28 protein-coding genes are annotated in these 23,534 nt (G+C 37.5%); 5 read left to right on the forward strand and 23 right to left on the reverse strand.

Annotation, left to right across the window (positions count from 1 at the left end):
- Window positions 1-9: 9 nt before the first annotated feature.
- From MKZ18_RS17270 to MKZ18_RS17280, 3 genes are all read right to left on the reverse strand, one after another.
- Window positions 10-2,310: a DNA internalization-related competence protein ComEC/Rec2 gene (locus MKZ18_RS17270; protein ID WP_061784767.1), complete on the reverse strand. Its 2,301-nt coding sequence runs from the start codon at window positions 2,308-2,310 to the stop codon at window positions 10-12.
- A gap of 48 nt (window positions 2,311-2,358) precedes the next feature.
- On the reverse strand, window positions 2,359-2,925 hold the full coding sequence (locus MKZ18_RS17275; protein ID WP_025911670.1) for a ComE operon protein 2: 567 nt from the start codon (window positions 2,923-2,925) through the stop codon (window positions 2,359-2,361).
- A gap of 77 nt (window positions 2,926-3,002) precedes the next feature.
- Complete coding sequence (locus tag MKZ18_RS17280) at window positions 3,003-3,629, reverse strand: helix-hairpin-helix domain-containing protein (protein ID WP_061784768.1); 627 nt, start codon at window positions 3,627-3,629, stop codon at window positions 3,003-3,005.
- 95 nt (window positions 3,630-3,724) lie between these two features.
- Between MKZ18_RS17280 and comER the strand changes: the two genes are divergently transcribed.
- On the forward strand, window positions 3,725-4,549 hold the full coding sequence (gene comER, locus MKZ18_RS17285) for a late competence protein ComER (protein ID WP_061784769.1): 825 nt from the start codon (window positions 3,725-3,727) through the stop codon (window positions 4,547-4,549).
- A gap of 368 nt (window positions 4,550-4,917) precedes the next feature.
- On the opposite strand, the gene MKZ18_RS17290 is transcribed toward comER, so the two are convergent.
- From MKZ18_RS17290 to MKZ18_RS17325, 8 genes are all read right to left on the reverse strand, one after another.
- Window positions 4,918-5,658 carry a class I SAM-dependent DNA methyltransferase gene (locus MKZ18_RS17290; RefSeq protein WP_138116617.1) on the reverse strand — a complete coding sequence of 247 codons (741 nt, stop codon included), beginning with the start codon at window positions 5,656-5,658 and terminating at the stop codon, window positions 4,918-4,920.
- Window positions 5,655-6,011: a ribosome silencing factor gene (gene rsfS, locus MKZ18_RS17295; RefSeq protein WP_025911675.1), complete on the reverse strand. Its 357-nt coding sequence runs from the start codon at window positions 6,009-6,011 to the stop codon at window positions 5,655-5,657. The genes MKZ18_RS17290 and rsfS overlap by 4 nt, the downstream gene beginning before the upstream one ends.
- Entirely contained in the window at window positions 6,004-6,576 is a 573-nt protein-coding gene (gene yqeK / locus MKZ18_RS17300) for a bis(5'-nucleosyl)-tetraphosphatase (symmetrical) YqeK (protein ID WP_025911677.1), read from the reverse strand. The genes rsfS and yqeK overlap by 8 nt, the downstream gene beginning before the upstream one ends.
- Window positions 6,563-7,135: a nicotinate-nucleotide adenylyltransferase gene (locus MKZ18_RS17305; protein ID WP_025911679.1), complete on the reverse strand. Its 573-nt coding sequence runs from the start codon at window positions 7,133-7,135 to the stop codon at window positions 6,563-6,565. Before MKZ18_RS17305 ends, yqeK begins: the two co-directional genes overlap by 14 nt.
- 88 nt (window positions 7,136-7,223) lie before the next feature.
- On the reverse strand, window positions 7,224-7,517 hold the full coding sequence (gene yhbY, locus MKZ18_RS17310) for a ribosome assembly RNA-binding protein YhbY (RefSeq protein WP_025911680.1): 294 nt from the start codon (window positions 7,515-7,517) through the stop codon (window positions 7,224-7,226).
- 19 nt (window positions 7,518-7,536) lie between these two features.
- A complete protein-coding gene (gene aroE, locus MKZ18_RS17315; protein ID WP_061786500.1) occupies window positions 7,537-8,379 on the reverse strand; it encodes a shikimate dehydrogenase in 843 nt (280 codons plus the stop codon).
- Window positions 8,380-8,402: 23 nt separating this feature from the next.
- Complete coding sequence (gene yqeH, locus MKZ18_RS17320) at window positions 8,403-9,509, reverse strand: ribosome biogenesis GTPase YqeH (protein WP_025911683.1); 1,107 nt, start codon at window positions 9,507-9,509, stop codon at window positions 8,403-8,405.
- Window positions 9,510-9,511: 2 nt separating this feature from the next.
- Window positions 9,512-10,027 carry a YqeG family HAD IIIA-type phosphatase gene (locus MKZ18_RS17325; protein ID WP_061786499.1) on the reverse strand — a complete coding sequence of 172 codons (516 nt, stop codon included), beginning with the start codon at window positions 10,025-10,027 and terminating at the stop codon, window positions 9,512-9,514.
- A 491-nt stretch (window positions 10,028-10,518) separates the two neighbouring features.
- Between MKZ18_RS17325 and MKZ18_RS17330 the strand changes: the two genes are divergently transcribed.
- Both MKZ18_RS17330 and pssA read left to right on the forward strand, forming a co-directional pair.
- On the forward strand, window positions 10,519-10,659 hold the full coding sequence (locus MKZ18_RS17330; protein WP_025911687.1) for a sporulation histidine kinase inhibitor Sda: 141 nt from the start codon (window positions 10,519-10,521) through the stop codon (window positions 10,657-10,659).
- 251 nt (window positions 10,660-10,910) lie between these two features.
- On the forward strand, window positions 10,911-11,450 hold the full coding sequence (pssA, locus tag MKZ18_RS17335) for a CDP-diacylglycerol--serine O-phosphatidyltransferase (RefSeq protein ID WP_025911688.1): 540 nt from the start codon (window positions 10,911-10,913) through the stop codon (window positions 11,448-11,450).
- A gap of 30 nt (window positions 11,451-11,480) precedes the next feature.
- Here the strand turns inward: pssA and MKZ18_RS17340 are convergent, their stop codons facing one another.
- Window positions 11,481-11,642 (reverse strand): hypothetical protein, encoded by a 162-nt coding sequence (locus tag MKZ18_RS17340; RefSeq protein WP_167556103.1) that lies wholly within the window; start codon window positions 11,640-11,642, stop codon window positions 11,481-11,483.
- Between the two features lie 214 nt (window positions 11,643-11,856).
- Here MKZ18_RS17340 and sigK point away from each other — a divergent pair, with 214 nt between their 5' ends.
- Window positions 11,857-12,564, forward strand: coding sequence for an RNA polymerase sporulation sigma factor SigK (gene sigK / locus MKZ18_RS17345; protein ID WP_035321368.1), 708 nt, complete (start codon window positions 11,857-11,859; stop codon window positions 12,562-12,564).
- A gap of 45 nt (window positions 12,565-12,609) precedes the next feature.
- Here sigK and MKZ18_RS17350 read toward each other — a convergent pair whose 3' ends face one another.
- From MKZ18_RS17350 to MKZ18_RS17370, 5 genes are all read right to left on the reverse strand, one after another.
- The gene (locus MKZ18_RS17350; protein ID WP_025911689.1) at window positions 12,610-12,852 is read right to left on the reverse strand and encodes a YrhC family protein; all 243 of its coding nucleotides are present in this window, start codon (window positions 12,850-12,852) and stop codon (window positions 12,610-12,612) included.
- Between the two features lie 437 nt (window positions 12,853-13,289).
- Complete coding sequence (locus tag MKZ18_RS17355; protein ID WP_341344581.1) at window positions 13,290-14,423, reverse strand: bifunctional cystathionine gamma-lyase/homocysteine desulfhydrase; 1,134 nt, start codon at window positions 14,421-14,423, stop codon at window positions 13,290-13,292.
- A 3-nt stretch (window positions 14,424-14,426) separates the two neighbouring features.
- Window positions 14,427-15,350: a PLP-dependent cysteine synthase family protein gene (locus MKZ18_RS17360; RefSeq protein ID WP_025911691.1), complete on the reverse strand. Its 924-nt coding sequence runs from the start codon at window positions 15,348-15,350 to the stop codon at window positions 14,427-14,429.
- Between the two features lie 118 nt (window positions 15,351-15,468).
- Complete coding sequence (gene mtnN, locus MKZ18_RS17365) at window positions 15,469-16,164, reverse strand: 5'-methylthioadenosine/S-adenosylhomocysteine nucleosidase (RefSeq protein WP_341344582.1); 696 nt, start codon at window positions 16,162-16,164, stop codon at window positions 15,469-15,471.
- An 18-nt stretch (window positions 16,165-16,182) separates the two neighbouring features.
- Window positions 16,183-16,824: a class I SAM-dependent DNA methyltransferase gene (locus MKZ18_RS17370; RefSeq protein ID WP_061785001.1), complete on the reverse strand. Its 642-nt coding sequence runs from the start codon at window positions 16,822-16,824 to the stop codon at window positions 16,183-16,185.
- A 223-nt stretch (window positions 16,825-17,047) separates the two neighbouring features.
- Between MKZ18_RS17370 and MKZ18_RS17375 the strand changes: the two genes are divergently transcribed.
- Window positions 17,048-17,263, forward strand: a complete 216-nt coding sequence (locus tag MKZ18_RS17375; protein ID WP_025911695.1) for a YrzA family protein — start codon at window positions 17,048-17,050, stop codon at window positions 17,261-17,263.
- A 20-nt stretch (window positions 17,264-17,283) separates the two neighbouring features.
- Here MKZ18_RS17375 and MKZ18_RS17380 read toward each other — a convergent pair whose 3' ends face one another.
- From MKZ18_RS17380 to MKZ18_RS17405, 6 genes are all read right to left on the reverse strand, one after another.
- Entirely contained in the window at window positions 17,284-17,913 is a 630-nt protein-coding gene (locus tag MKZ18_RS17380; protein ID WP_061785000.1) for a YrrS family protein, read from the reverse strand.
- Window positions 17,914-18,027: 114 nt separating this feature from the next.
- A complete protein-coding gene (locus MKZ18_RS17385; RefSeq protein ID WP_061784999.1) occupies window positions 18,028-19,785 on the reverse strand; it encodes a peptidoglycan D,D-transpeptidase FtsI family protein in 1,758 nt (585 codons plus the stop codon).
- 166 nt (window positions 19,786-19,951) lie between these two features.
- On the reverse strand, window positions 19,952-20,428 hold the full coding sequence (gene greA, locus MKZ18_RS17390; RefSeq protein ID WP_061784998.1) for a transcription elongation factor GreA: 477 nt from the start codon (window positions 20,426-20,428) through the stop codon (window positions 19,952-19,954).
- 213 nt (window positions 20,429-20,641) lie between these two features.
- Window positions 20,642-21,277 (reverse strand): uridine kinase, encoded by a 636-nt coding sequence (udk, locus tag MKZ18_RS17395; protein ID WP_025911705.1) that lies wholly within the window; start codon window positions 21,275-21,277, stop codon window positions 20,642-20,644.
- A gap of 7 nt (window positions 21,278-21,284) precedes the next feature.
- Entirely contained in the window at window positions 21,285-22,547 is a 1,263-nt protein-coding gene (locus MKZ18_RS17400) for a peptidase U32 family protein (protein ID WP_035321382.1), read from the reverse strand.
- Between the two features lie 56 nt (window positions 22,548-22,603).
- On the reverse strand, window positions 22,604-23,533 hold the full coding sequence (locus tag MKZ18_RS17405; RefSeq protein ID WP_025911708.1) for a peptidase U32 family protein: 930 nt from the start codon (window positions 23,531-23,533) through the stop codon (window positions 22,604-22,606).
- Window position 23,534: the final 1 nt, after the last annotated feature.

Here is a 23,534-nt window from a genome sequence, read left to right on the forward strand (position 1 = left end):
TGATATAGACTATGGAAGTTGGGGGTAAAAGGTTCCTTTGTTTTTTCGAAATGTATACGTGATTGCACCGTTTTCATCTGTTCGGTAAATCAAAACATCGGCTTCTTGTAACCTTTCAACCACTTCCTCATGAGGATGACCGTAACGGTTCTTTTTACCTGCTGATATGAGAGCAATTTTGGGGTTAAGTGCACGAAGAAACGCAGGTGATGTAGACGATTTACTTCCATGATGTGCAATCTTTAACACATCAGCTTGCAGCGAAGGAATAGTGCGAAGAATCTCATTTTCTCCCGCTTCTTCTAAATCACCTGTAAAAAGCCAGTTTAGTCCTCCAAACTCTGTAAACAAAACAATAGATGAATTATTGCTTGTTGTTTCTGATCCTGTTGGTGAAAGAATATAAAAAGAAATGTCTCCTTGTTTCCAGTGATCTCCTTTCTGAACATAAGAAATCTCGCTATTCGCTTTCCTTGCTTGCTTGATAATATCTTGTTCTAAATCTGTAAACTGCTTCTTTTTCCCCAGCACCACCTGTTCAATTTTGACTTGATTCAGTAACGTGCTGGCACTTCCACCATGGTCATAGTCGCCATGCGTAATCAATAACTTATCTACCTTTCGAATTCCTTTTGATTTTAAAACTGGCATGATAACATCCCTTCCCACATCAAACAAATCGCGACGTACTTGCCAATCTTCACTGAAAAACGGAACGCTACCTCCCGTATCAATTAAATAAATCCCTTGCCTATAGGGAAGCTCAATTAACAAGCTATCTCCTTGACCCACGTCAATCATCGTCACTTTCCCATATGGATTTACATACGGAAAAAGACATTGAACCACAAACATTAGGACAGTGACTATGCTAAAAAAAGACGTATATTTCTTGTTTTCCATAGACCATAAAACGCCGTAAATACCTATGTAAAAAAGTCCAACAACCCATAGAGAAAGCTTGCCGGTTGTTATTAAGAACACAGGAGATACATCGTGTAGTAGCTTCAAGAACCATTCGCTCAGTAATAATATATTATTTAGTAGCCATTGACCTATAGTTCCGATGGGTGAAAAGAAAAATGAAGCAATAAATGTGAACAAACAAAGTGGAAGAATGACTGTTGAAAAAAAGGGAACATAAATCATATTAAGAGGAAGGCTTAGTAGCGAAATTTCATAAAAATAAAACAATAACAGCGGTAGCGATCCGAGCTGCGCAACCAACGATACCATCAGTAGCTGAGCTATAGTTGAGGTAATTCGCTTTAGAATAATCTGTGTACTAAGCGCAATAAAAAGGGTCACCACAAAAGATAATTGAAATCCCACTTGTAAAATATAAAATGGATTAACAACTACCATTAACAAAAATGCTATTGCTATGCTGTCGGTTAGACTAATCTTTTTTTGATACTGCATGCTAATTAATGCTAACATGCTCATTAACACTGCACGAATAACCGAAGGCGCCCCACCCGCGATAATAGCATACAAAGGAAGAGTTACTAATAAAATGTTTATGGCTAACTGGCGCGTAACCCCCACTCGAATCAGTATATAAAAAAACATAAAGGTCATTAAACCAACGTGAAGTCCTGAAATAGCTAGCAAATGAATAAGCCCGAAACTTTGGTAAAGCTGGAGTAAATCAGAATCGATTTGGTTTCTCTCTCCGTAAATGAGCGCTTGCATAAAAGAAGAAGCTGGCTGAGGAACAGTCTGTTTAAGGTAGTCAATTCCTTTTTGTCGATAGGTAGAAAGGGACTGAATGAGAGATAATCGTTTAGGAGGTTGGCATAAAGAGGTTGTAAAAGTAGATGCTTTAAGATTCCAGTGAATACGCTGAGTATTCATGTATGCTTTGTAGTTAAATGCATTTGGATTTCGCCCTTCTTCAAAAGAAGAAAGTTTGCCTTTTAGCATACATTGGTCATAAATCGTTAGGTTTTGAATCTGTTTAACTTCACTTTCTTTTTTCATATAATACGTAACGGATATGTCCTCACCTTGAGTGCTAAAGAAAAAGCGCACTTGGCTTCCGTCAATATCAGGAATAGAAGCGATTTGACCGGTAAATATTGTTTGATTGGAAGAGATAGATGTTTGATGATGAAGTGAAAAAAGATAAAACAACCCAAAAGAAAAACCGCCAACAAGAACACAAAGGACGAAAACATACGGTGGGCACTTCAGGTATAAAAAAACCGCGTAGCTTAGTGCAAATACGAATGTAATCCATGATAGATGATAAGCTAAAAACATGGTTAACATGGAGCTAACTGCTATATATAAATAGAAACCTTTCAAGAAAGCACCTCCCATTCAAAAGAGATAGCTAGACACCAAGTGCCTAGCTTATGAAGGTTGAAACAACGAAAAGGCTTGGTCTTCTAAGCGAGCAATTTCTTTTTTTGAAAGATTACTCTGGTGAAGCTTCTCTAAAATACTGTTTACAAAGCTCCATTTTTCTTGACTGTTTAAATCAATGACAGCTTCGTTTAGCTCGACTTTTTCAAATCTTACCCCTGATTGCTCAAATAATTCAATAGCATATGGGTGATTTTTGTAGTCGTTGGCATAATAAACGGTCTTAATCCCAGCTTGAATAAGTGCTTTGCAACAGTTTAAGCAAGGAAAATGCGTGACATAAACTTCTGCATCTTCTGTTTTAACACCAAATTTAGCACACTGTAACAGAGCATTTACCTCTGCATGAATGGTTCTGACACAATGGTTATCAATGACGTAACAGCCTTCGTCTGCACAATGCACCCCGCCGCTTATTGATCCGTTGTATCCGCCTGCAATAATACGTTTATCTCTTACAATTGTGGCACCTACAGCTAAACGTTCACACGTGCTGCGTAATGCTAATAAATGACTTTGTGCCATAAAGTATTGATCCCACGAAATTCTTGTCATCTTCTACTCCCTACTTTCTTGTCTCGCTATCTAGTACATAGTGTATCGGTTAAAAGGAGATGACGTCAACGCATTCACTAATTTATTGCTATCTCTGCTTTTATTTTCTCCAATGATTTTTCGCCAATTCCTGAGACTTGTAGCAGATCTTCCACTGTTTTAAAAGGACCATTTTCTTCACGATATGTGAGAATCGCTTGCGCTTTTGACGGACCGATTCCATTTAAAGTTTGCAGGTCTTCTAACGTTGCTGTGTTAAGATTCACTACACCGCTGTCACTTTTTTCAACGCTTCCTCCACTAGCAACAGGTACTTGAGGCTCTTGACCAATAGCTGGAATATAGATGACCATTTCATCAGCTACTTTTGTTGCTAAATTTACCTGATTCATGTCCGCTTCTTTCGTAATTCCACTCGCTCTCTCGACAGCATCCTGAACCCTAAGGCCAGCCTCAAGCTCGTATACGCCTGGTTTTTGAACTTCACCTTTCACATCAACAACGATTTGAGTACTTGTAGAATCTTTTTGAGGCACGTCTCTTGTTGAAGAACTACTTTCTTGTTTTTCAGCAAATGGAAAGTCATCTCCAACCTGAGCACTCGTTTCTACCTGGGGAAATAAAACATTTGTATAAATTAAAAACCCACATACAGCTACCGAAATAAAACCCAAAATAATCCAATGTTTTTTCGATAAAGTCATGGTTTCCTCCTTAAGGGATTATGAACTAACGTCATAAATTGATTAATAATCTCATACTGTTTAGAAGAATAGGCTTTTGAAGGAGGGAAGTACAAGTGAATATAGGATTTATTGGAACAGGTAATATGGGGAGAATATTAATTGATGCCTTTATTGAGTCAAAAGCCGTACATCCTTCACAACTAACTATCACAAATCGAACAAAAGGCAAAGCAAAAACGATTCAAAAGCAGCACCGAGAAATTCAGCTGGGAGATTGTGCGGAAGAAGTTGTCCGTTCTTCACAACTTATTTTTATATGTGTAAAACCATTGGATATTCACCCCCTTTTAATAAAAATAAAACCGCTGTTAACGAAAGAACATTGCATTGTATCGATTACAAGTCCAATAAGCGTGGAGCAGCTGGAAAGCATCGTGACTACCCAAGTAGCACGAATCATTCCAAGCATTACAAATCGTGCGTTGTCAGGCGTATCACTTATGACATATGGCGATCATTGTTCATCTTTTTATCAAAATTACTTAACAAATTTATTTAGCAGCATGTCTAAAACCGTATCAATTCCACAAAACATTACAAGGGTATCGTCGGATATTGTTAGCTGTGGACCTGCTTTTTTCAGCTTCTTGTTACAGAAATTTATTGATGCTGCTGTTCAAGAAACGGAGATTTCAAAAGAAGAAGCAACCATTATGGCTAGTGATATGATTATTGGAATGGGTAAATTACTTGAAAAAGAAATTTTTACGCTCCCTACTTTACAAGAGAAAGTATGCGTAAAGGGCGGTGTTACAGGAGAAGGAATTAAAGTATTAGAAGAGGAACTTGGAGATATGTTTGTTCATTTGTTTCAAAAAACACATGAGAAGTTTGATGAGGATATCGAGCTCGTTGAAAAGCAGTTTAATTTTACGTAATCAACATTATTCACCTTCATTCAACAAAATTCCTGCTTTTTTATAAAAAAAAATGAGACTGAGACATAAGTAGTTCAGCCTCTACTATACCTGAACGATTGAGAGTTCATAACTTTTAATCGTTCAGGTTTTTTGGTTGATTGTGAAAACAATGTTGAAAACAGGGTGGAATGGAGCGTAGGACACTCGACTCCTACGGGAAAGAGAGGGAAAACTGAGATCCCGCAGCGCAGCGAGGAAGCTCAGGTTCCTCCCCGCGGAAAGCGAGTGGCCGTAGCGCAATGGAACGAACGTGTTCAGACAAATCAAAGAGATGGGAACATCTATTGTTCGTCTTTTAGAAGCAATCATTTTGTTATGTCCCAAACTCATTTTTTTGCAGAGAAGAATATTCTTTCACTATTTTGATGAGGAAGCTCGTCTTTAAAATCAGCGCTCACTTCAACAGCTGAAAACCCAGCTTCTGTTAACCACTCTTTATAAGTAGACTCTGATAACGTTCGCTGAATATGAACCTCATCAAATCGGTCGTACGCTTCAATTTCTTCGTCATACACAAAAAATGTCATATCATGCTGAACGCTTTGATTAGCCTCATTATACTCACAGTTCCAAATATAAGATACATCATCATCTACATATGAAAATGAATTATCCCCAAAAATATTCTTAAGTTTATGCGTTGAATGAACATCAAATAACAAAAAGCCACCTGGAGCTAAATGTTCATAGACACGCATAAACGTTTCTTTAACTTGTTCATCAGTTTGTAGATAATTAAGTGAATCACAAAAGATAACGATACAATCAAACTCCTGCATCAGCTCAAGTTTTGACATATCTTGTTCATATAGCTTTAACGCGATACCTTCGTTTTGCGCTTTCTCTTGCGCAATCACCAACATATCATCCGATAGGTCAATTCCAGTTACCTCATAGCCTTGTTTGGCTAAACGAATTGACATCTCACCAGTTCCGCACCCTACATCAAGAATAGACAGCTTTTCACCCGGCTTAACTTTACGGGATACAAACTGAATCCATTGGTCATATGGAATGTCCGTCATAAGATGGTCGTACACGTAGGCGAATTGCTTATAGCTGCTCATGATTGTAATTCTTCTTGTAAGTCAACAGAAGGCGCGTCTCCCCACAAGCGCTCTAAATTATAGTAGCCACGATCGTCTTTGTGGAAAATATGAACAACAACATCACCTAAATCCACAAGTACCCAACGTGCTTCATCGTACCCTTCCATACGCTTTACCGTAATTTCATGTTCATGCGCTTGCTCTTTCACTTCTCTTGCAATAGCCTGAACCTGCTTATCAGAATTACCATGACAAATGACAAAGTAATCTGCTACGAGTGAAATCCCTTGCATATTCAATGCAACTAAATCCACTGCTTTTTTATCGTCTGCTGCTTTTACCACAAGTGATAATAAATCGCGTTCATTCATTTATGTTTCCTCCTAGAACTAATTCGTTATAAGTATACAGCGTATCTGGGAAAACTCTTTGATTTTTGCTAATCAAAAAGCTAATCGTATTTTTTAATGCTTGAAGTAGCGCTTTATCTAAGTCTTGCTCTGCAAGCTCTCTTACTTCTTCAACTCCAGGAAACTTGCGACCTGGCTCAATATAATCGGCCACATAAATCACTTTCTCTAAAGACGACATCCCTGGTCTCCCCGATGTGTGATAGCGAATAGCATTTAATATGTCCTCATCCGTTAGCCCCACTTCTTTTTCAACTAAGAATGCACCAACTGGAGCATGCCAGAGCTCTGTATTGGCCTCAAGAAGGTGAACAGACATGCTTTCATTTATAATAATCGCTTTCATTTCTTCTTTTGGTCGAAATTTTGCGTAATCATGAAAGATTGCAGCTAATTCGGCTTTTTTTATATCCACATCATATCGCTCGGCTAATTTTACGGCTGTTTCCATGACTCCCAACGTATGAATATATCTTCGTTCTGTTAACTGCTCTCTCACAACAGCTAACGCTTCACTCTGATTCATATAGCTGATTCTCCTCAATATAGTGTTTTACTGATAAAGGCACATAAAAGTCAATGGGACCTTGCACTTTAATACGTTCTCGTATAAATGATGAAGAGATATCCATTTGAGGTGCTTCTACTTCCAGTATTGAATATGGAGATTTCATTTCATATCCAGGCCTCTTCACCCCTACGAATGTCACAAGCTTTTGTAGCTCCTCAATGTTATACCATTTTGGTAAATATTCTACCATGTCTGCCCCGATGATAAAATAAAACTGATTATCTGGATATGTTTCTTTTAAGATGCACATCGTATCAAATGTATATGATATATCGTTACGTTCGAATTCAATCGACTGAACGCGGAATTTAGAATAACCGTCAGTCGCTAAACTAAGCATATTCAAGCGATGATTGGGATCTATTTCTTGTTTCAAGGTTTTATGAGGCGGAATATGCGAAGGCATAAACCAAATTTCATCTAACTTTAATGAAAACAATACTTCATTTGCCATAATTAAATGTCCGATATGGGGAGGGTTAAACGTTCCACCAAAAATACCAATACGTTTCAAAAAATCATAGCTCCTTTTATCATATTAAGCTTCTCTCAACATGTACATATACCCTATCATACGCGTATGATAGGGTGGTATCCTTTTCTTATCGAGGTAATACGATTTGTTTATTTTCGCGTGACTCTTTATAAAGAATGATAGTGTTACCAATTACTTGTACAACTTGAGCTCTAGCACCTTTAGCCAACTGCTCTGCTACCGTATTACGATCTTCTTCACAGTTTTGTAAAATGCTAACTTTTAATAATTCTCTCGCTTCAAGTGCATCTGAAATTTGTTGAATCATATTTTCATTCACTCCACCTTTACCTACTTGGAAGATTGGTGATAAATGATGTGCTTTTGAGCGTAAAAATCGCTTTTGTTTTCCTTTTAACATAAAAACCTCCATGATGCTTTTACTTTTCAGTAAGTTTCTTTAACACAATTTGTTCCATCTTTTTTTGGTCAGGAACGATACCTGTCCACTTTTCAAAAGCAAGCGCGCCTTGTAATACAAACATACCTACGCCATTATGACAATATGCTTGCTTTTGTTTTGCTTCTTTTAATAACTTAGTTTCTAACGGATTGTAAATAATATCACTAACAATTGTTTCTGGGCGAATATGTTGAATGTCGATTGGCGCATCCTCCACATGAGGATGCATTCCCACAGATGTTGTGTTAATAATGACATCAAATGTGTCTACTTTTTTTTCTGCTTCGTCTAATGTGATGGCTGACGCATTAGCTTGAAATGGCAACTGATCAATTAGCCTCTGTGCTTTTTCAACCGTTCGGTTACATATATAGAAAGAGGAAGGGCTATCTTTATGAGATGCTAGCGTGTAAAAAATTGCTTTAGCCGCTCCTCCCGCACCAATAATTGCAACAGCTTTATCTTTTAATGTGCCCCCTACATGCTGCAGTAGAGATGCCACATATCCATCACCGTCTGTATTATATCCAACATAGCGTCCATTTTGATTCACAACTGTATTAACGGCGCCAATTGCTCTAGCTAAAGGGTCCACCTCATCTAAAAGGTCCATGATATCAACTTTATACGGAATCGTCACGTTAAACCCTTTAATCTGCTGCTTTTTTAGCTTTTCAACTTCAACCTTAAAGGAGTCTGGCTCAATTTGAATCGCCTCATAATGAGCGTCTATTCCTAAATTTTCAAACGCATCATTATGCATAAGCGGTGAAAGTGAATGCCCTACTGGATAACCTATTAGTCCATATAACTGCTTCAACCTATTTCCCCTCTTCTTTATATTTAAATTAGTGATTCACGTACAAATACCCCAACACCTTTTGGTGCGTATGCAACTACTTTTGTACCAGGTTCGTTTACCGTCACCCAACCAAGCCCAGAGAACACAATGTCCGTCTTGTCATGCTTGATTGTAAATTCGTGGGCAACAAGCTCAGGAAACTCACTTAGCTGCTCTGGTCTTGGAGGTTGAAGCAACTCTCCCAACTGATTTTCATACAGCGCATCTGCTTTTTCGAGCTTTGTACGATGAATAAGTAACTCGTTTGATACATAGCACGTCAATGATTTACGACCGCCACTTACATAATCTAATCGTGCCAATCCTCCAAAGAACAGCGTCTGTCCTTCATTTAGCTGATAAATTTTAGGCTTAATCTCTTTCTTTGGAGAAATAAGCTTCAAATCGCGCTTATCTACGTAATGTGCCATTTGATGATGATTGATAATACCAGGTGTATCATATAACGATGCGCCATTATCAAGCGGTACATCAATCATATCAAGCGTTGTGCCAGGATATTGAGATGTTGTAATCACATCTTTTTCACCTGTGAATTCTTTAATAATTGCGTTGATAAACGTTGATTTCCCAACATTTGTACAGCCAACAACATAAACATCTTTTCCAAATCGGTAGTGCTCAATAGCTTCAGCAACTTCCTTAATGCCTTGTCCTTTATGCGCACTCATTAAAAAGACATCTACAGGCTTTAACCCAAGATCTTTTGCAGATTTCTTCATCCAGTGAATCAATTTATTTTTCTTCACAGATTTAGGAAGTAAATCCGCTTTATTTCCAACAAGAATGACGTTATTTCCGCCTGCAAAGCGATGTAGACCAGGGAGCCAACTACCGTTAAAATCAAAGATATCTACAACCTTTACGACTAAACCATCCGTTTGGCCAATTCCATTTAGGATTTTCAAGAAGTCGTCATCTGTTAGCGATACGTCTTGAATTTCATTGTAGTGCTTTAAACGAAAACATCTTTGACAAATAATAAACTCTTTTTCAAGTGCAGACTTAGGGGCATAACCAATATCATTTGGACGCTCTGTTTGAATTTCTACCCCACAACCCATGCACTGTAGCTTTTCTTCACTCACTTTTATTCCTCCCAGTTAATCATACCTTTTCTTTTCATCCAAGCTAAAATACGTCGCTCCATTTTACGATTGAATTTTGTAATAAATCCATCCGTTTGCGCAACGGGCACAACTAAAATGGTGTATACACCTAAGCGATTTCCGCCTAGCACGTCTGTTAAAAGCTGGTCTCCGATGACAACTACTTCATCCTTTTGTAGATCCATATCACGCAGTGCTCGTCTAAATGCTTTTCTCATCGGCTTTCTTGCTTGATGAACAAATGGTAACCCTACAGGATTTGAAAAGAGCTTAACTCTCTTTTCCACATTATTCGATACAATAGTAATCTTAATACCATGTTCTTGCATTAACTTAAACCATTCGATAAGCTCAGGAGTTGCGTCAGGTCTGTCCCACTCAACTAGCGTATTATCTAAATCTGTGATAATCCCCTTTACTCCTCGCTCGATTAACTCCTCAGGCTTAATTTGCAATACACTTTTCACATGTTGGTTTGGTAAAAAAAGTTTTAACACGTATTATGCACCTCAACTATATTAATAACGTTCTAAGAACGATTTCTGCCTATCATTATAACGGGGGATATTCATTTTTCCACCAGTTATTTATATTTAAATACTACTTTTTTCATCAGCTGTTGCTTTTGTTGAAATTTCTGCAGTCAAACTATAATCATATCTTAATTTCACCAAAAAAAGAATAAAATGATTAAAAACAAATGAAAAAACCTTAAAATCTTCGATATTTTCTCAAGAAACTTTTCGACAAATTATGCTAACTGGTATTCTGTGGATAATTTTATTCACAGAATACCTTTCAATAGATTATGCATTATTGGTAATTATAAACAAAATACTCACAGCTTATCCACTTATAGTTGTGGATAACAGAACGATTGTTCTATATTTCAATTCATGATACATTATGAATAAGAATTCTATTGGGACACGAGATACTTCTTAGAATTAAAGCACCTATCTTTTTTATAGGAGGTGGCGGCATTATCATGCGAAAATTATCAGATGAACTGCTTATCGAATCATATTATAAAGCTACACAGTTGCAATTAAGCCCGGAGTTCATTCAGCTGATTGAAAAAGAAATTCAACGTCGGTCATTAAAAATAACAATTCAAATTCCATCTTAACTAATAGAAGAGCCTATTTAAGAGCAGTAAAGCTTGTCTGGTACCGTTCCTACTTGACAAGCTTCCCTCTTCCTTAAATAGGTTCTATTTTTTGCTTAGATAGCGTTAAAAAGCTTTACATACGTTCCTGTAATTTTAAGATGCCAAAGTTGAATAGTTCTTTACTAGCCTCTCGTTTACGTCTAAAATGAAATTACGACCTTTTCTATCATTATGCTGTATGAGGTCATCCTCTAAAAGGAGTGAGGAACTTGTTTTTATTAGATTATCTTGATCATACAATTAAAAAGATAAAATCCCAATCAGCAAATGCTTTAACATTACTAAATTTAAGCCTTGGTAGCTTTGCCATTTTATTCATTCTACGTGATGAGTTAAAGCTCAGCCTACTGCTTATTTTTCTTGCAGCGCTAGCTGATCGCTTTGATGGGATGGTTGCCCGGAAGTTAAATATTGAATCAGAACTTGGCAAGCAGCTAGATTCCATGTGCGATATTATATCATTTGGTATTGCCCCTGCTCTACTACTATATCAAAGCATTCTATTTAGCTACGGAGCTTCAGGGGCTGTATTCGCCATTGTATATATTGCATGCGGTGCTCTAAGATTAGCACGCTTTAATATTACAGAGAACAACGGTTACTTTACAGGATTGCCCATTACAGCTGCGGGATGTTTATTAACCTTAAGCTACTTATCTGTACCGTACTTACCATCCTACGTTTTTATGTTTTTAACCATTATTTTATCTTTCCTAATGGTGAGCACATTTAAACTAAAGAAAGTATAACAAAAACCTCATGCTCGCATGAGGTTTTTGTTAATCCCAATAGCATCCAAACCAGTAAAAACCGCCGAAAATAAGTAGTAGTACAAATAAAACAACCAGTAACCCTATTCCCCATCCATATCCTCCACCGCCACAAGATGGATAACATGGATAGCTTGGATAACATCCATATCCGCCATATCCATATGACATAGTTGTCACTCCTCACATACGTATTACTCATAATTTATTCAAAAAGATAGCTTATGTATGGGCAGGTGGCCATTGTGTCTGTACTTCTCAAAAAGAATTCTATGAAACTCGCTTGTCTTGCCGTTATTTTTAACCGTACAGGCACATAGTAAGCCCGCCTAACATATAATTTAATGTCACGGCTTTATCGCTTACACTAACTGGAGGTGTGAAAATGTCAGCTATTATTACAGCGCTCGGATACTTTTTTAAAGAGTTAATATTTCTTGTGTCGTATGTTAAAAATAACGCTTTTCCCCAGCCGCTATCAGCTGCAGAAGAAAAACGCTATTTAACTTTAATGGCTCAAGGAGACCAAGAAGCGAGAAACTTATTAATTGAACATAACCTTCGACTCGTAGCACACATCGTGAAAAAATTTGAAAACACGGGGGAAGACGCTGAAGATCTTATCTCAATTGGAACGATTGGTTTAATCAAAGCGATTGAAAGCTATTCTCAAGGAAAAGGTACAAAGCTCGCAACGTACGCGGCAAGATGTATTGAGAATGAGATTTTAATGCACCTACGCGCTTTAAAGAAAACAAAGAAGGACGTGTCGTTGCACGATCCAATCGGCCAAGACAAAGAAGGAAATGAAATTAGCCTTATTGACATTTTAAAATCTGAATCAGATGATGTTATTGATATGATTCAGCTAAATATGGAATTAGAAAAAATCAAAGAGTACATTGATATTCTTGATGAGCGTGAGAAAGAGGTAATTGTTGGACGATTCGGGCTTGATTTACAGAAAGAAAAAACACAGCGTGAAATAGCTAAGGAACTCAATATATCTAGAAGCTACGTTTCCCGCATCGAAAAACGCGCATTAATGAAAATGTTTCACGAGTTTTATCGCGCTGAAAAAGAAAAAAAGTAAAATGGAAAGAACAATTAATTCTCTTCCACTTTTCTTTATACACCGTTATGATGATAGCTCATCTTTTATTTTCTTCTTTAACTTTTTAGCTCGATAAGCAAAGTAAAATGCTACTAATAATAAAACAACATCTACTCCGGACATGAACATTAATTGAACAAACGTTTTTTCACCTTGCCCAATTAATACACCAATATATAAAAATGTACCTGTAGCTAACAATACATAAATAAATCGTCGATAATCTTCTATTTTTTGTTTAATTAATTTTAATTCTTTTTGATTCATAAGCTTCACCCTTCCCTTAAGCCTTTGCACTTTTCTTAGTACGTGTGGTGACTAGAAACGCTATCTTTATCGTAACATAAAGAACACCAGCACAAGGATGACAATTTATGTAAACAAAAGAGTTTGGGACATAACAAAATGATTGCTTCTAAAAGACGAACACTAGCTGTTCCCATCTTTTTGGTTTGTCTGAACACGTTCGTTCCATTGCGCTACGGCCACTCGCTTTCCGCGGGGAGGAACCTGAGCTTCCTCGCTGCGCTGCGGGATCTCCGTTTTCCCTCTCTTTCCCGCAGGAGTCGAGTGTCCTACGCTCCATTCCACCCTGTTTCCAACATTGTTTTCACAATCAACCAAAAAACCTGAACGATTAAAAGTTATGAACTCTCAATCGTTCAGGTATAGTAGAGGCTGAACTACTTATGTCTCAGTCTCTTTTATTTTAAACCATTTGACAAATCTTCAATTAAATCTTCTACATCTTCAAGACCTACTGATATACGTACTAGTCCATCCGTTATTCCTAATTCTCTGCGACGATCAGCTGGAATAGAAGCATGCGTCATTTTAGCAGGTAAAGAAATTAAGCTTTCCACCGCTCCTAAACTTTCAGCTAATGTGAAGTATTTTACCGTGGTTAATAGCTTATTAGCCTGCTCCTCACTACCTACATCAAACGATACCATACCACCAAATCCTCTTCCTTGCTGTTTGGCAACTGCGTGGTTCGGATGATTTTCAAGGCCTGGATAGTAAATTTTTTGTACCGCTGGATGATTGTTTAAATAGTCGACAATTTTCTTTGTATTTGCTTCATGCTCCTCCATACGAATCCCTAACGTTTTCATTCCTCTCATGAGTAACCATGAATCTTGTGGGCCTAAGATACCTCCAGTTGAATTTTGAATAAAATGAAGCTCTTCTGCAAGTTCTTTCGAATTTACAACTGCCAATCCTGCCACAACATCACTGTGGCCTCCTAAATATTTCGTTGCGCTATGGAGAACAATATCCGCTCCTTGCTCAATTGGATTTTGCCAGTATGGCGTGCTAAATGTGTTATCGACAATCGTTACTAAATCATGTTTTTTCGCTACTTGTGCAGCTTCCGAAATATCGGTGATTTTCAATAGCGGGTTTGTTGGTGTTTCAATGTACAGTGCTTTTGTATTTTCTTTGATTTCTTTTTCGATGTTTGTAACATCACTTGTATCAACAAATGTCGCTTCAATGCCAATGCGATTTAACACTTTCGTAATCACGCGATACGTACCGCCATATACATCATCCGTTAAAATAACATGGTCACCGCTGTTAAACAACATCATAACCGCTGTAACTGCAGCCATCCCCGACCCAAAAGCAAATCCCGCTTCTCCTCCTTCGAGGTCTTTAATTAGTTCTTCTAGAGCATGCCTTGTTGGATTCCCTGTACGTGAGTATTCATAACCTTTGTGTTTCCCAACTTCTTCTTGCTTGTACGTGCTCACTTGATAAATGGGAACTGAGACTGCTCCAGTATGTTGATCTCCCGCAATTCCACCATGAATAAGCTGTGTTTTACGCTTCATTATCTAAATACCTCCATCATAAATTTTTTTACTTAAATATCGTTCACTGCTGTCTGGAAAAATAGTAAGGATATTTGTACCAGGCTTAGCTTTTTGTGCTTCTTTTAATGCAGCCATAAAAGCAGCTCCTGATGAACTCCCTACTAAAAGCCCTTCCTTTGCCGCTAACTCTTGGACAGCTTTAAATGCTAAATCATCTTCAATGGTGTGAATGTCATCAAAGTAGCTTGTATTGATATAATCCGGTACAAATTCCATCCCAATGCCTTCTGTTTTGTGAGGACCTGCTTGACCGCCATTCAAAATTGAACCTTCAGGCTCAACAATCACTGTTTTTATTAATGGATTTTGTTCTTTTAAATATTGAGCAGTTCCCATGAATGTGCCACCTGTGCCTGCTCCTGCCACAAATATATCGATATGACCATCCAGCTGTTCATATACCTCTGGACCTAGCGTTTTGTAATACGTTAACGGATTATCAGCGTTTGCAAACTGCTGCGGGCAATATGCGTTTGGAATAGTTTCGATAAGCTCCTTCGCTTTTTGAATAGCTCCTTTCATTCCCTCACTCGTAGGCGTGTGAACAACCTTTGCACCAAGGGCTTTCATAAGCTCTTGTTTTTCAATGCTAAACTTTTCAGGGATACATACAACAACGTTTAAATTGTATGGAATAGCTGCTAAAGCAAGCCCGATTCCCGTATTTCCTGCAGTTGGTTCAACTATTGTCCCACCATCAGTAACTTTTCCTGTAGCTAGGGCTCTTTCAATCAGCTCTTTTCCAAGACGATCTTTAATACTTCCTCCCGGGTTAAAGTATTCAAGCTTCGCAAACAATCGTACATCTTTAGGAAGCGCGAATTTTGTAATTTCAACGATGGGAGTTTTTCCAATTAACTCATGGATACTTTTTACGACTTCCATGATGCCAACACCTCTTTAGCAAAAGTTTCCATCTATAGTTAACTCATCTGTTTAGTGTGAATTAAATCCCAATAGTACCAATACTATAAAATAGTATTGGTACTATTGGACAGATTTATTATTTTAATTTTGATAAAAAGTTTAATACTAAGTTTGTAGAGTTTACAGCTGCCTTTTCAAGGAACTGATCAAACGATACATCTGATTCTTTACCCGCAATATCAGATAATGCACGAATGATAACGAAAGGAACTTTAAACCGGTGACAAACCTGAGCTACTGCAGCAGCTTCCATTTCAGCTGCCATTAGTTCTGGGAATTTGCTTCTTACAAACTCAACGCGAACTGGATCATTCATAAATGAGTCACCCGTTGCAATTAAACCTTTGGCTACTTTCATATCCGTTACTTCTTGTGCACTTTGTTCTGCAATCTCAACAAGTTTTTTATCAGCTTGATATGCAGCAGGTAAATTTGGAACTTGACCGTACTCATAGCCAAATGCTGTTACATCAACATCATGATGACGTACTTCCGATGAAATAATTGCATCTCCAACATTTAGATCTGGATGAAAGCCGCCAGCAGACCCTGTATTAATCACATAGTCAGGCTGAAATCTTTCCAGTAAGATTGCTGTTGATAATGCAGCATTTACTTTTCCAATACCTGACTTTAACAGTACTACATCAATTTCATTGATTGTACCAGTTGAATATTCGCAGCCTGCAATGACTGTTTCTTCTCTGTTTTCTACCTTGTCTCGGAGAATCGTTACTTCTTCCTCCATAGCACCAATGATTGCTACTTTCATTATACGAACCTCTTTCTGTTATTGTTTCGTTGCCTCCACAATCCAAACGAAATGATTGAAGCGTTCAAAAGTTGCTTCAAATCCATTTTGTTCAAAAAGATTTTTTAAGACTGGAATCGTTGTATAATACTCTCTTTCTAAGTCTTCCGCTAAGTTAAAGAATTTATGTTGCTTAGCATATTCAATTGTTTCTTGAAACGACTCGTTTGTTTCAAACATCGTGTCAGCAAACACTATTTTACCATCTGTTTGTAGAAGGTTGCTATAGTTTCTAATCGCAAGCTCTTTTTCTTTATCTGTTAAGTGATGAAAAGCATAAGTACTAACAATTGTATCAACCTGCTCTTTTGGGGCAGGAAACGCTAAGAAGTCGCCATCAGATAAAGTAACCGATTCACCTAGCTTTCCTGCCGCAAGCTTTCGCATTGGACTTGAAGGCTCAATTCCTGTCACTGCTAGACTCTTTTCCAGTAGCTTTTTCGTTAAGTTTCCGGTTCCTACACCGAATTCAATTACGCTTCCCGATGAACGATTTGCAACTGCTTGTAAAATACCTTCATAGTTTCGAAAAACTTCTTCATATTCTTGATCATGTCCTTCAACAGTCGAATCATAGTTTTCTGCCCACTTTTCAAAGATGTTTAAAAACTCTCTACCCATCTTATCTCACCCTCATGTTTAATTTTGTTACTATCTAAGTTATTTTTTCACAATAAAAAATTGTTGTTATTTAACGATTTTATCTTTTCCTTATAATTCTTATAGATATAGTATGATTTAAAGTATTAATTGTTCTTAAGTTATCATAATAAATTTATTTCGGCAAGAATTCCTGCTAAAATAAAGTTTGGTAAATATGGGATGAAGAAGGTGAAGCGAGACGATGAATTTTCAGTTTGATATGATTGAAGACAAAATTGAGTTTTTCGAATCACATGACTTAAAAGATTTAGAGAAACAAATTAATGATAAAGTTGAACAAAATAAAGCCATCTTATTAGGAGTTCAAAGCGTTTCTCATCAAATGGCAGTAGACTATGAACAAGGTAAGAAGCTTTATTCTGCGGTTGTTCATTTCAAACTAAAAAAGCAGCGCTAATGAAAGCGCCGCTTTTTTTATTAAGATAATTTTTCAACAACAGTTGGTTTCCAACCTTCGTTTTCTATCCATTCAATTTCCACTCGATACTTTACCGAGCCTTCACCTTTAGGACTAACTGTTGCCACTGCTTTTTCAGGAGCACCATTGTTGCCTAAACGCCATACTGTCATATCGTTTGGATTAACGCCTACTCCAGCTCCAACTGCTGCAAGCATTTCATTCCAATCAGTTGAACCTTTTTCATACGTAGCTGCTGGCTTTTCACCTTGCTCTGTACCTACAGGCTCCCAGGATGGGTCTACAGTTCGGCTTTCAACACCTGGCTCAGGATTTTCTTCCACTTCTACATCAGAAGACTCCTCTTGCTCTGTTGCTTCATCATCTGTTGCGTTTTCATCTGCTTCTTCATCACTTGCAGGTTCCTCTGTGTTTTCTTCAGGAGTATTTTTCTCCGTATCATTATTGTTTTCTGACTTTGGTGTTTGCTCTGTGTTTTGTTCTGGAGATGTCTCGTCTGATCCTCCTCCAAGAATAAGTGAGCCACCGATAAAGACAATCAATACCGCAACTACGGCAATTAACACATTATATAATCGGTTAACCTTTTTTTCTTTGTTTTGATGTCTTGAAGAACGATTGTTATTCATTGCTACAACTTCCTCCAACTTTTATAATGTTCTATTTTACCATGTGTTTGGAAATTCATGAAGCACATACCTTCATTTGAAGCATTTTTGTAATATTTTTTACATACTTTTTAGTTATTGATGATTTAAATCATACATCTCTTTAACAATATCATAAAAAATCTGATTTGTAGACGATATTGTACTTTTTGTATTCAAATCAACAACTACTAGGGCATACTTAGGTTTATCAGCAGGAAAGTATCCAGCGAACCACTTATTAACGATTTCATTTTCTACATCAATTTCAGCAGTACCAGACTTTCCTGCTACTGAATAAGGAAGATCTTGAAAACGTCTTCCCGTGCCATCCTCACTTTGGACAACTTGGCTTAGTAACTTTTGAAGTTCTTTAACCGTTGGCTTTTTTATACTTTCACCAGACAACTTTTTGTTTTTAAACGTGTAAAGCGAAGTATTGTTTTTATACTGAATTTCATCCACTACTTTTACTTGTCGCTTTTCTCCACCTCTAGCAATCGTAGCCATCATATTGGCAACTGCTAGAGGAGTAAGCTTCACATCTAGCTGACCGATAGCAGTTTGAGAAATGGCGTTGGGAACGCGTTTATTGGCATCCTTCTTCCACACTGTTCCCTTTCCTTCTTGAAGCTGTGTAAAATGATCAAAGTGAAACACATCTCCGCTCCACCCTACCGGGTCCGTTACGCCTAATTTTCGGGCATATTGGTCCAATGAATCAGGTTTTTTCTCACTCATTTGCTTAGCTAGCTGTGCAAACGTCTTATTACAGCTTTGTGCAAAGCTCTCTTCAAAGGATAACATTCCTTTTTGATGATCATTCTCTAACGATTCGTCATATATGCTTTGATTGCAATTAAACGTCATATTCGGAGTAAGAATCCCTTCTTCTACTGCAGCTGCTGCTGTGACGGTTTTAAACACAGATCCAGGGACTTGTGGCATTAGCATACGGTTATAGAGCCCCTTGTTCTTTTCTTCGTACGGATGAGTTTGATTGATATTAGGTCTACTAGCCATGGCTAATATGTTGCTCTTTTCGATATCTAATAGTACTACGCCGCCTTCTTTTAAGTTATATTTTTCTAATAGCTCTTCTACCTTTTCTTGAATTGTCAAATCCAGAGTCGTTTTCACATTTACAGGATAAAAAGGATTAGCATCTCCCGTATACTTAACATCAATTCCAAACATCGGACCTCCAAACCGATCGACGTGATATAACAACTTCGACTCTTGCTGTGGTAGAAGAAATTCGTCAAATGTTTTTTGCATGCCCGTAATGCCAATTGGCGTAGTTGCCTTTAATTCCCCACTTTTCAATTTATCTTCATATTGTGCTACGATTTTCTCCTGACTTTGTCTTACTAATCCAATTACATGCTCTGCAATAGGTACGGGACGCTCATCCTTTAACGGTACCCCAAAAACTCCAGGTATCTTTAATTCATTCACTTGCTTTAACTGATCAATTGTTAGATGATCTCCAACAGCTACCGGAGACTTCGTATCTTTTAGCTTTGTAACCATCTCTACTGTCGAAATCCCCGTAATAGTAGACACCTGTTGCATGGGCCATTGCATTTCATTTAAAAACGGAAACAGCACAAGGCGATTATTCGTAACGGATGTAAGTGATTGACCGTTGCGGTCTATAAATTTACCTCTTCCATCATCTACCACCATTTCTTGTGTGCGCTGATGAACGCTTTCTTCAATTAAATTAACATTATGATTTGAAAATGATTCTGTACTAATAAGCTGTATTTGAACGAGTCTGCCAATAAGTAAAAAAATTAACAACATAATAATAATCAAAATCGATTGCATTCGTTTTCGAACTACTCTCAATGTCGATACACCTCACTCTGTATCATTGTCGCCGACGTAGCTTTTTTTCAAACGAATACAACAGATAAAATTCAGAATTAAACTTCTTTTTTCTAAAAATAGAAAAAAGAAGCGCCAACGAACGGTTTCGTTGGCGCTTCTTTCTAACGAGCTAATTCATTTACATTTATTTTACAGTAACGATTTTAACAGCCATTTCTCCACCTGGAGTTTGAACTGTTACTTCATCTCCAACCTGTTTGCCCATTAGGCTTTTAGCAATTGGAGAGTCATTTGAAATTTTACCTTCAAATGGATCTGCTTCTGCACTACCTACAATTGTATACGTTTCCTCGTCTCCGTCTGGTAGTTCAATAAACGTCACAGATTTACCTAGAGATACAATTGAAGAGTTCTCTACATCTTCTTCAATAATTTTCGCATTGCGAATCATGTTTTCTAGCGTTGTAATGCGCCCTTCAACGAAAGCCTGTTCATCCTTTGCTGAATCATACTCAGAGTTCTCTGATAAGTCACCAAAACTACGAGCAATCTTAATGCGCTCTACTACTTCTTTACGCTTTACCGTCTTCAGATATTCTAATTCTTGTTCTAATTTTAGCTTTCCTTCTTCCGTCATTGGAAACACTTTTTCTTGTGCCATAACCCTTCACTCCTTTATAAAATCGAAATACATTAGTGCCTTATACAGTGTTTTCTGTATGTACTAAAAGGTTTCATATTCTAAAATCTCAGTGAATAGAGAAATGACAGCTTCAAATTAGAAGCTGCTCGTTTCTCTACTATATGTGAAGACCTTGTTTATAGAATATGACGATTTTATTTTCAAAAAAATCCCTGTATCTATGCTATGTTATTATAAAATCGCATTTTGTTCAAGAATTGTTTGGATTTTCGTTACCATCAAATCAATTGCTACGTGATTTTGACCGCCTTCTGGGATAATAATATCAGCGTATCGCTTAGTTGGTTCAATAAACTGATTATGCATTGGACGTACCACTGAAATATATTGATCGACTACGGATTCTAGCGTACGCTCACGCTCGTTAATATCTCGCAACATTCTGCGGATAATACGCAAATCAGCATCGGTATCAACATATAGTTTAATATCCATTAAGTTACGCAGACGCTTGTCCTCAAGCACTAAGATACCCTCTAAGATAATAACATCCTTTGGGTCTTCTACAATAACTTCTTGAGAGCGAGTATGAATAGTATAATCATATACAGGTTTTTCAATGCTCTCATAATTTAATAATTTCTGCAAGTGCTCAATTAAAAGGTCATTATCAAACGCTAAAGGATGATCATAGTTCGTCTGTAAGCGTTGTTCAAATGGCAGGTTACTTTGATCTTTATAATAATAATCTTGCTCTAGAAGCATAATTGAATGACCTTTAAAATATTCATAAATTGCTTTTGTAACAGTTGTTTTTCCAGAGCCAGATCCACCAGCAATACCGATTACAACGGGCTTTTTCCCCATCTTCTTATTAAATCCCCTTTCGCATCATGTTGTAAGAAAACAATGGTTTGTCTACCTTAAACGTTACAATTTGTAGCGGATGACGAGCAGCGTCTAGCTCATTGCCTTTTTCATCCCAAATTGTGCCGACTACTTGTGTAAAGTTTTCGATTCCTGGTCCAAAGAACTCCACTTCATCTCCAGGCTTAAAGTGGTTTCGCTGCTGAAGTGTTACCATGCTTGTTTCCTCATCATAGTCTAACACTAATCCAGCAAAATCAAATGTTGTTTTCTTACCGTGAATGCCAAACATTTGCTCATCTACTCCTGGCACACCTTCAAAGAAAGCAGGAGCAGTATCACGATTAGCACATTTATCAAGCTCATCTAACCACTCTTTTTGAATCACAAAGTTTTCTGGATCTGCACAATAGGCATCAATGACTTTGCGATAGACGCTTACAACGGTTGCGATATAGTGGATTGATTTCATACGGCCTTCAATTTTTAAGCTGTCGATACCTAGCTCAATCATTTTTGGAATTGATTGAATTAAGTTTAAATCTTTTGGACTCATTGCAAACGGACTATCTGACTCATTGAATAAAGGAACTTCTGTTGATTCGCCTTCTAATTTAAATAAGTCATAGTCCCAGCGACATGACTGACAGCAGCCACCGCGGTTTGAATCCCGAGCTGTCATATGATTACTCAACGTGCATCGACCAGAGTAAGCAATACACATAGCTCCGTGAATAAATGTTTCAATTTCAATATCTACTTTTTCTTTCATTTCACGGATTTCTTCAGCACTCGTTTCACGCGCCAATACCACACGTTCTAAGCCTTCTTCTTTCCAGAACTGAACAGCACGCCAGTTTGAAAGCGACTGCTGAGTACTTAAATGTACTTCTAGCTTTGGGGCAACTCGGCGGCATGTTTCAATAATTAACGGATCTGCTACAATGATTCCAGCTACGCCAGCCGTCTGTAATCCCATTAAATATTCATCTAAGCCATCCATGTTTTCATTATGAGCAAAGATATTTGTTGTTACATAAATACGTGCTCCATATTTTTTTGCAAATTCTACTCCCTCAGCCATTTCTTCTAATGAAAAGTTACCTGCATTTGAGCGAAGACCGAACTCTTTTCCACCGATAAAGACCGCATCAGCACCATAATGTACTGCTACTTTTAACTTTTCAAGATTGCCTGCTGGAGCTAACAACTCGGGCTTTTTCGTAATAACACGTTTCCCATTAACAACCGTATCAATTTGCACAGCCATAGTTAGTACCTCCTAATTGTCTACTTTTTCGATTTTTCTTTCCATTCTCATGACACTTAGTAAACAGTTTCTTTAAAGAAGAATCCTGTATCAAGAGGACGATTTGCTGGTTGCATTGCTTCAATTTCTTCTAAAAGCTCGTCTTTTATCTCTTCATACTCTTCACGATTTTCTACGCATAAATCAATGGCTTTGCGATACTTCTTCGTTACTTCAATAATGTATTCTGCGCTCTTTAGCACACCATCAATTTTAAAAACGTCAACTTGTGCATCAATCATTTCTGCAAGCTCGTCGATAATACAAATATCGTTTGGACTCATGATATGTGTACCGTTCTCATCTTCGTAAATTGGATATTTGTTATCGCGTTCTTTATCAAATAAAAACATGTCTTGTTCAAGCTTTCGATTTCCAACTTCCATTACTTTACCTTGATATTCAAAATAGTTACCTAATAAAGAGCGCTTCGATTGAAACATACATGTCATTCCATGAACCTGTACTTCCACTTCTACTTCTGCATTCTCTTTAATATCAATGATACTGTCCATGCTAAGTTCACGAGCTAACACCGCACGCTTAGCACCTTTTCGTCCCCAGTAATTACATGTATACCAGTTGGTTGCAGTCGTCTCTGTATTCCAGTGAAGCTTCATTTTCGGAGCAACTGCGCGAGCAGCCATTAATACTGCTGGGTCTCCAAAGACAATGGCATCTACGCCTGCTTCTTGTAAAAACAAGATATATTCATCTAATTCTGCTACTGTATCATTATGAAATAGCGCGTTCATAGCTACATAAACTTTTGTATGATGAGCGTGTGCAATATTAACTGCCTCTACGATATCCTCACGCTTAAAGTCTCCTGCAAGTCGTAACCCATATCGCTGTTCACCAATTACAAATGCGTTTGCACCGGCTTCTATTAATGGTTTAATATTTGAAACAGCAGTTGGTGTTACTAATAGTTCAGGTTTTTTCATT

The sequence above is a fragment of the Priestia sp. FSL W8-0001 genome (assembly GCF_038050335.1).
In the GTDB taxonomy this organism is placed as follows: domain Bacteria; phylum Bacillota; class Bacilli; order Bacillales; family Bacillaceae_H; genus Priestia; species Priestia flexa.

Bases quoted from the DNA above. Each gene is read 5' to 3' on its own strand.
- MKZ18_RS17275 (WP_025911670.1), bottom strand. From the start codon at position 2,925: ATGACAAGAATTTCGTGGGATCAATACTTTATGGCACAAAGTCATTTA.
- MKZ18_RS17280 (WP_061784768.1), bottom strand. From the start codon at position 3,629: ATGACTTTATCGAAAAAACATTGGATTATTTTGGGTTTTATTTCGGTA.
- MKZ18_RS17290 (WP_138116617.1), bottom strand. From the start codon at position 5,658: ATGAGCAGCTATAAGCAATTCGCCTACGTGTACGACCATCTTATGACG.
- rsfS (WP_025911675.1), bottom strand. From the start codon at position 6,011: ATGAATGAACGCGATTTATTATCACTTGTGGTAAAAGCAGCAGACGAT.
- yqeK (WP_025911677.1), bottom strand. From the start codon at position 6,576: ATGAATCAGAGTGAAGCGTTAGCTGTTGTGAGAGAGCAGTTAACAGAA.
- yhbY (WP_025911680.1), bottom strand. From the start codon at position 7,517: ATGTTAAAAGGAAAACAAAAGCGATTTTTACGCTCAAAAGCACATCAT.
- MKZ18_RS17330 (WP_025911687.1), top strand. From the start codon at position 10,519: ATGCGAAAATTATCAGATGAACTGCTTATCGAATCATATTATAAAGCT.
- MKZ18_RS17340 (WP_167556103.1), bottom strand. From the start codon at position 11,642: ATGTCATATGGATATGGCGGATATGGATGTTATCCAAGCTATCCATGT.
- sigK (WP_035321368.1), top strand. From the start codon at position 11,857: ATGTCAGCTATTATTACAGCGCTCGGATACTTTTTTAAAGAGTTAATA.
- MKZ18_RS17350 (WP_025911689.1), bottom strand. From the start codon at position 12,852: ATGAATCAAAAAGAATTAAAATTAATTAAACAAAAAATAGAAGATTAT.
- MKZ18_RS17355 (WP_341344581.1), bottom strand. From the start codon at position 14,423: ATGAAGCGTAAAACACAGCTTATTCATGGTGGAATTGCGGGAGATCAA.
- MKZ18_RS17360 (WP_025911691.1), bottom strand. From the start codon at position 15,350: ATGGAAGTCGTAAAAAGTATCCATGAGTTAATTGGAAAAACTCCCATC.
- mtnN (WP_341344582.1), bottom strand. From the start codon at position 16,164: ATGAAAGTAGCAATCATTGGTGCTATGGAGGAAGAAGTAACGATTCTC.
- MKZ18_RS17370 (WP_061785001.1), bottom strand. From the start codon at position 16,824: ATGGGTAGAGAGTTTTTAAACATCTTTGAAAAGTGGGCAGAAAACTAT.
- MKZ18_RS17375 (WP_025911695.1), top strand. From the start codon at position 17,048: ATGAATTTTCAGTTTGATATGATTGAAGACAAAATTGAGTTTTTCGAA.
- MKZ18_RS17380 (WP_061785000.1), bottom strand. From the start codon at position 17,913: ATGAATAACAATCGTTCTTCAAGACATCAAAACAAAGAAAAAAAGGTT.
- greA (WP_061784998.1), bottom strand. From the start codon at position 20,428: ATGGCACAAGAAAAAGTGTTTCCAATGACGGAAGAAGGAAAGCTAAAA.
- udk (WP_025911705.1), bottom strand. From the start codon at position 21,277: ATGGGGAAAAAGCCCGTTGTAATCGGTATTGCTGGTGGATCTGGCTCT.
- MKZ18_RS17400 (WP_035321382.1), bottom strand. From the start codon at position 22,547: ATGGCTGTGCAAATTGATACGGTTGTTAATGGGAAACGTGTTATTACG.
- MKZ18_RS17405 (WP_025911708.1), bottom strand. From the start codon at position 23,533: ATGAAAAAACCTGAACTATTAGTAACACCAACTGCTGTTTCAAATATT.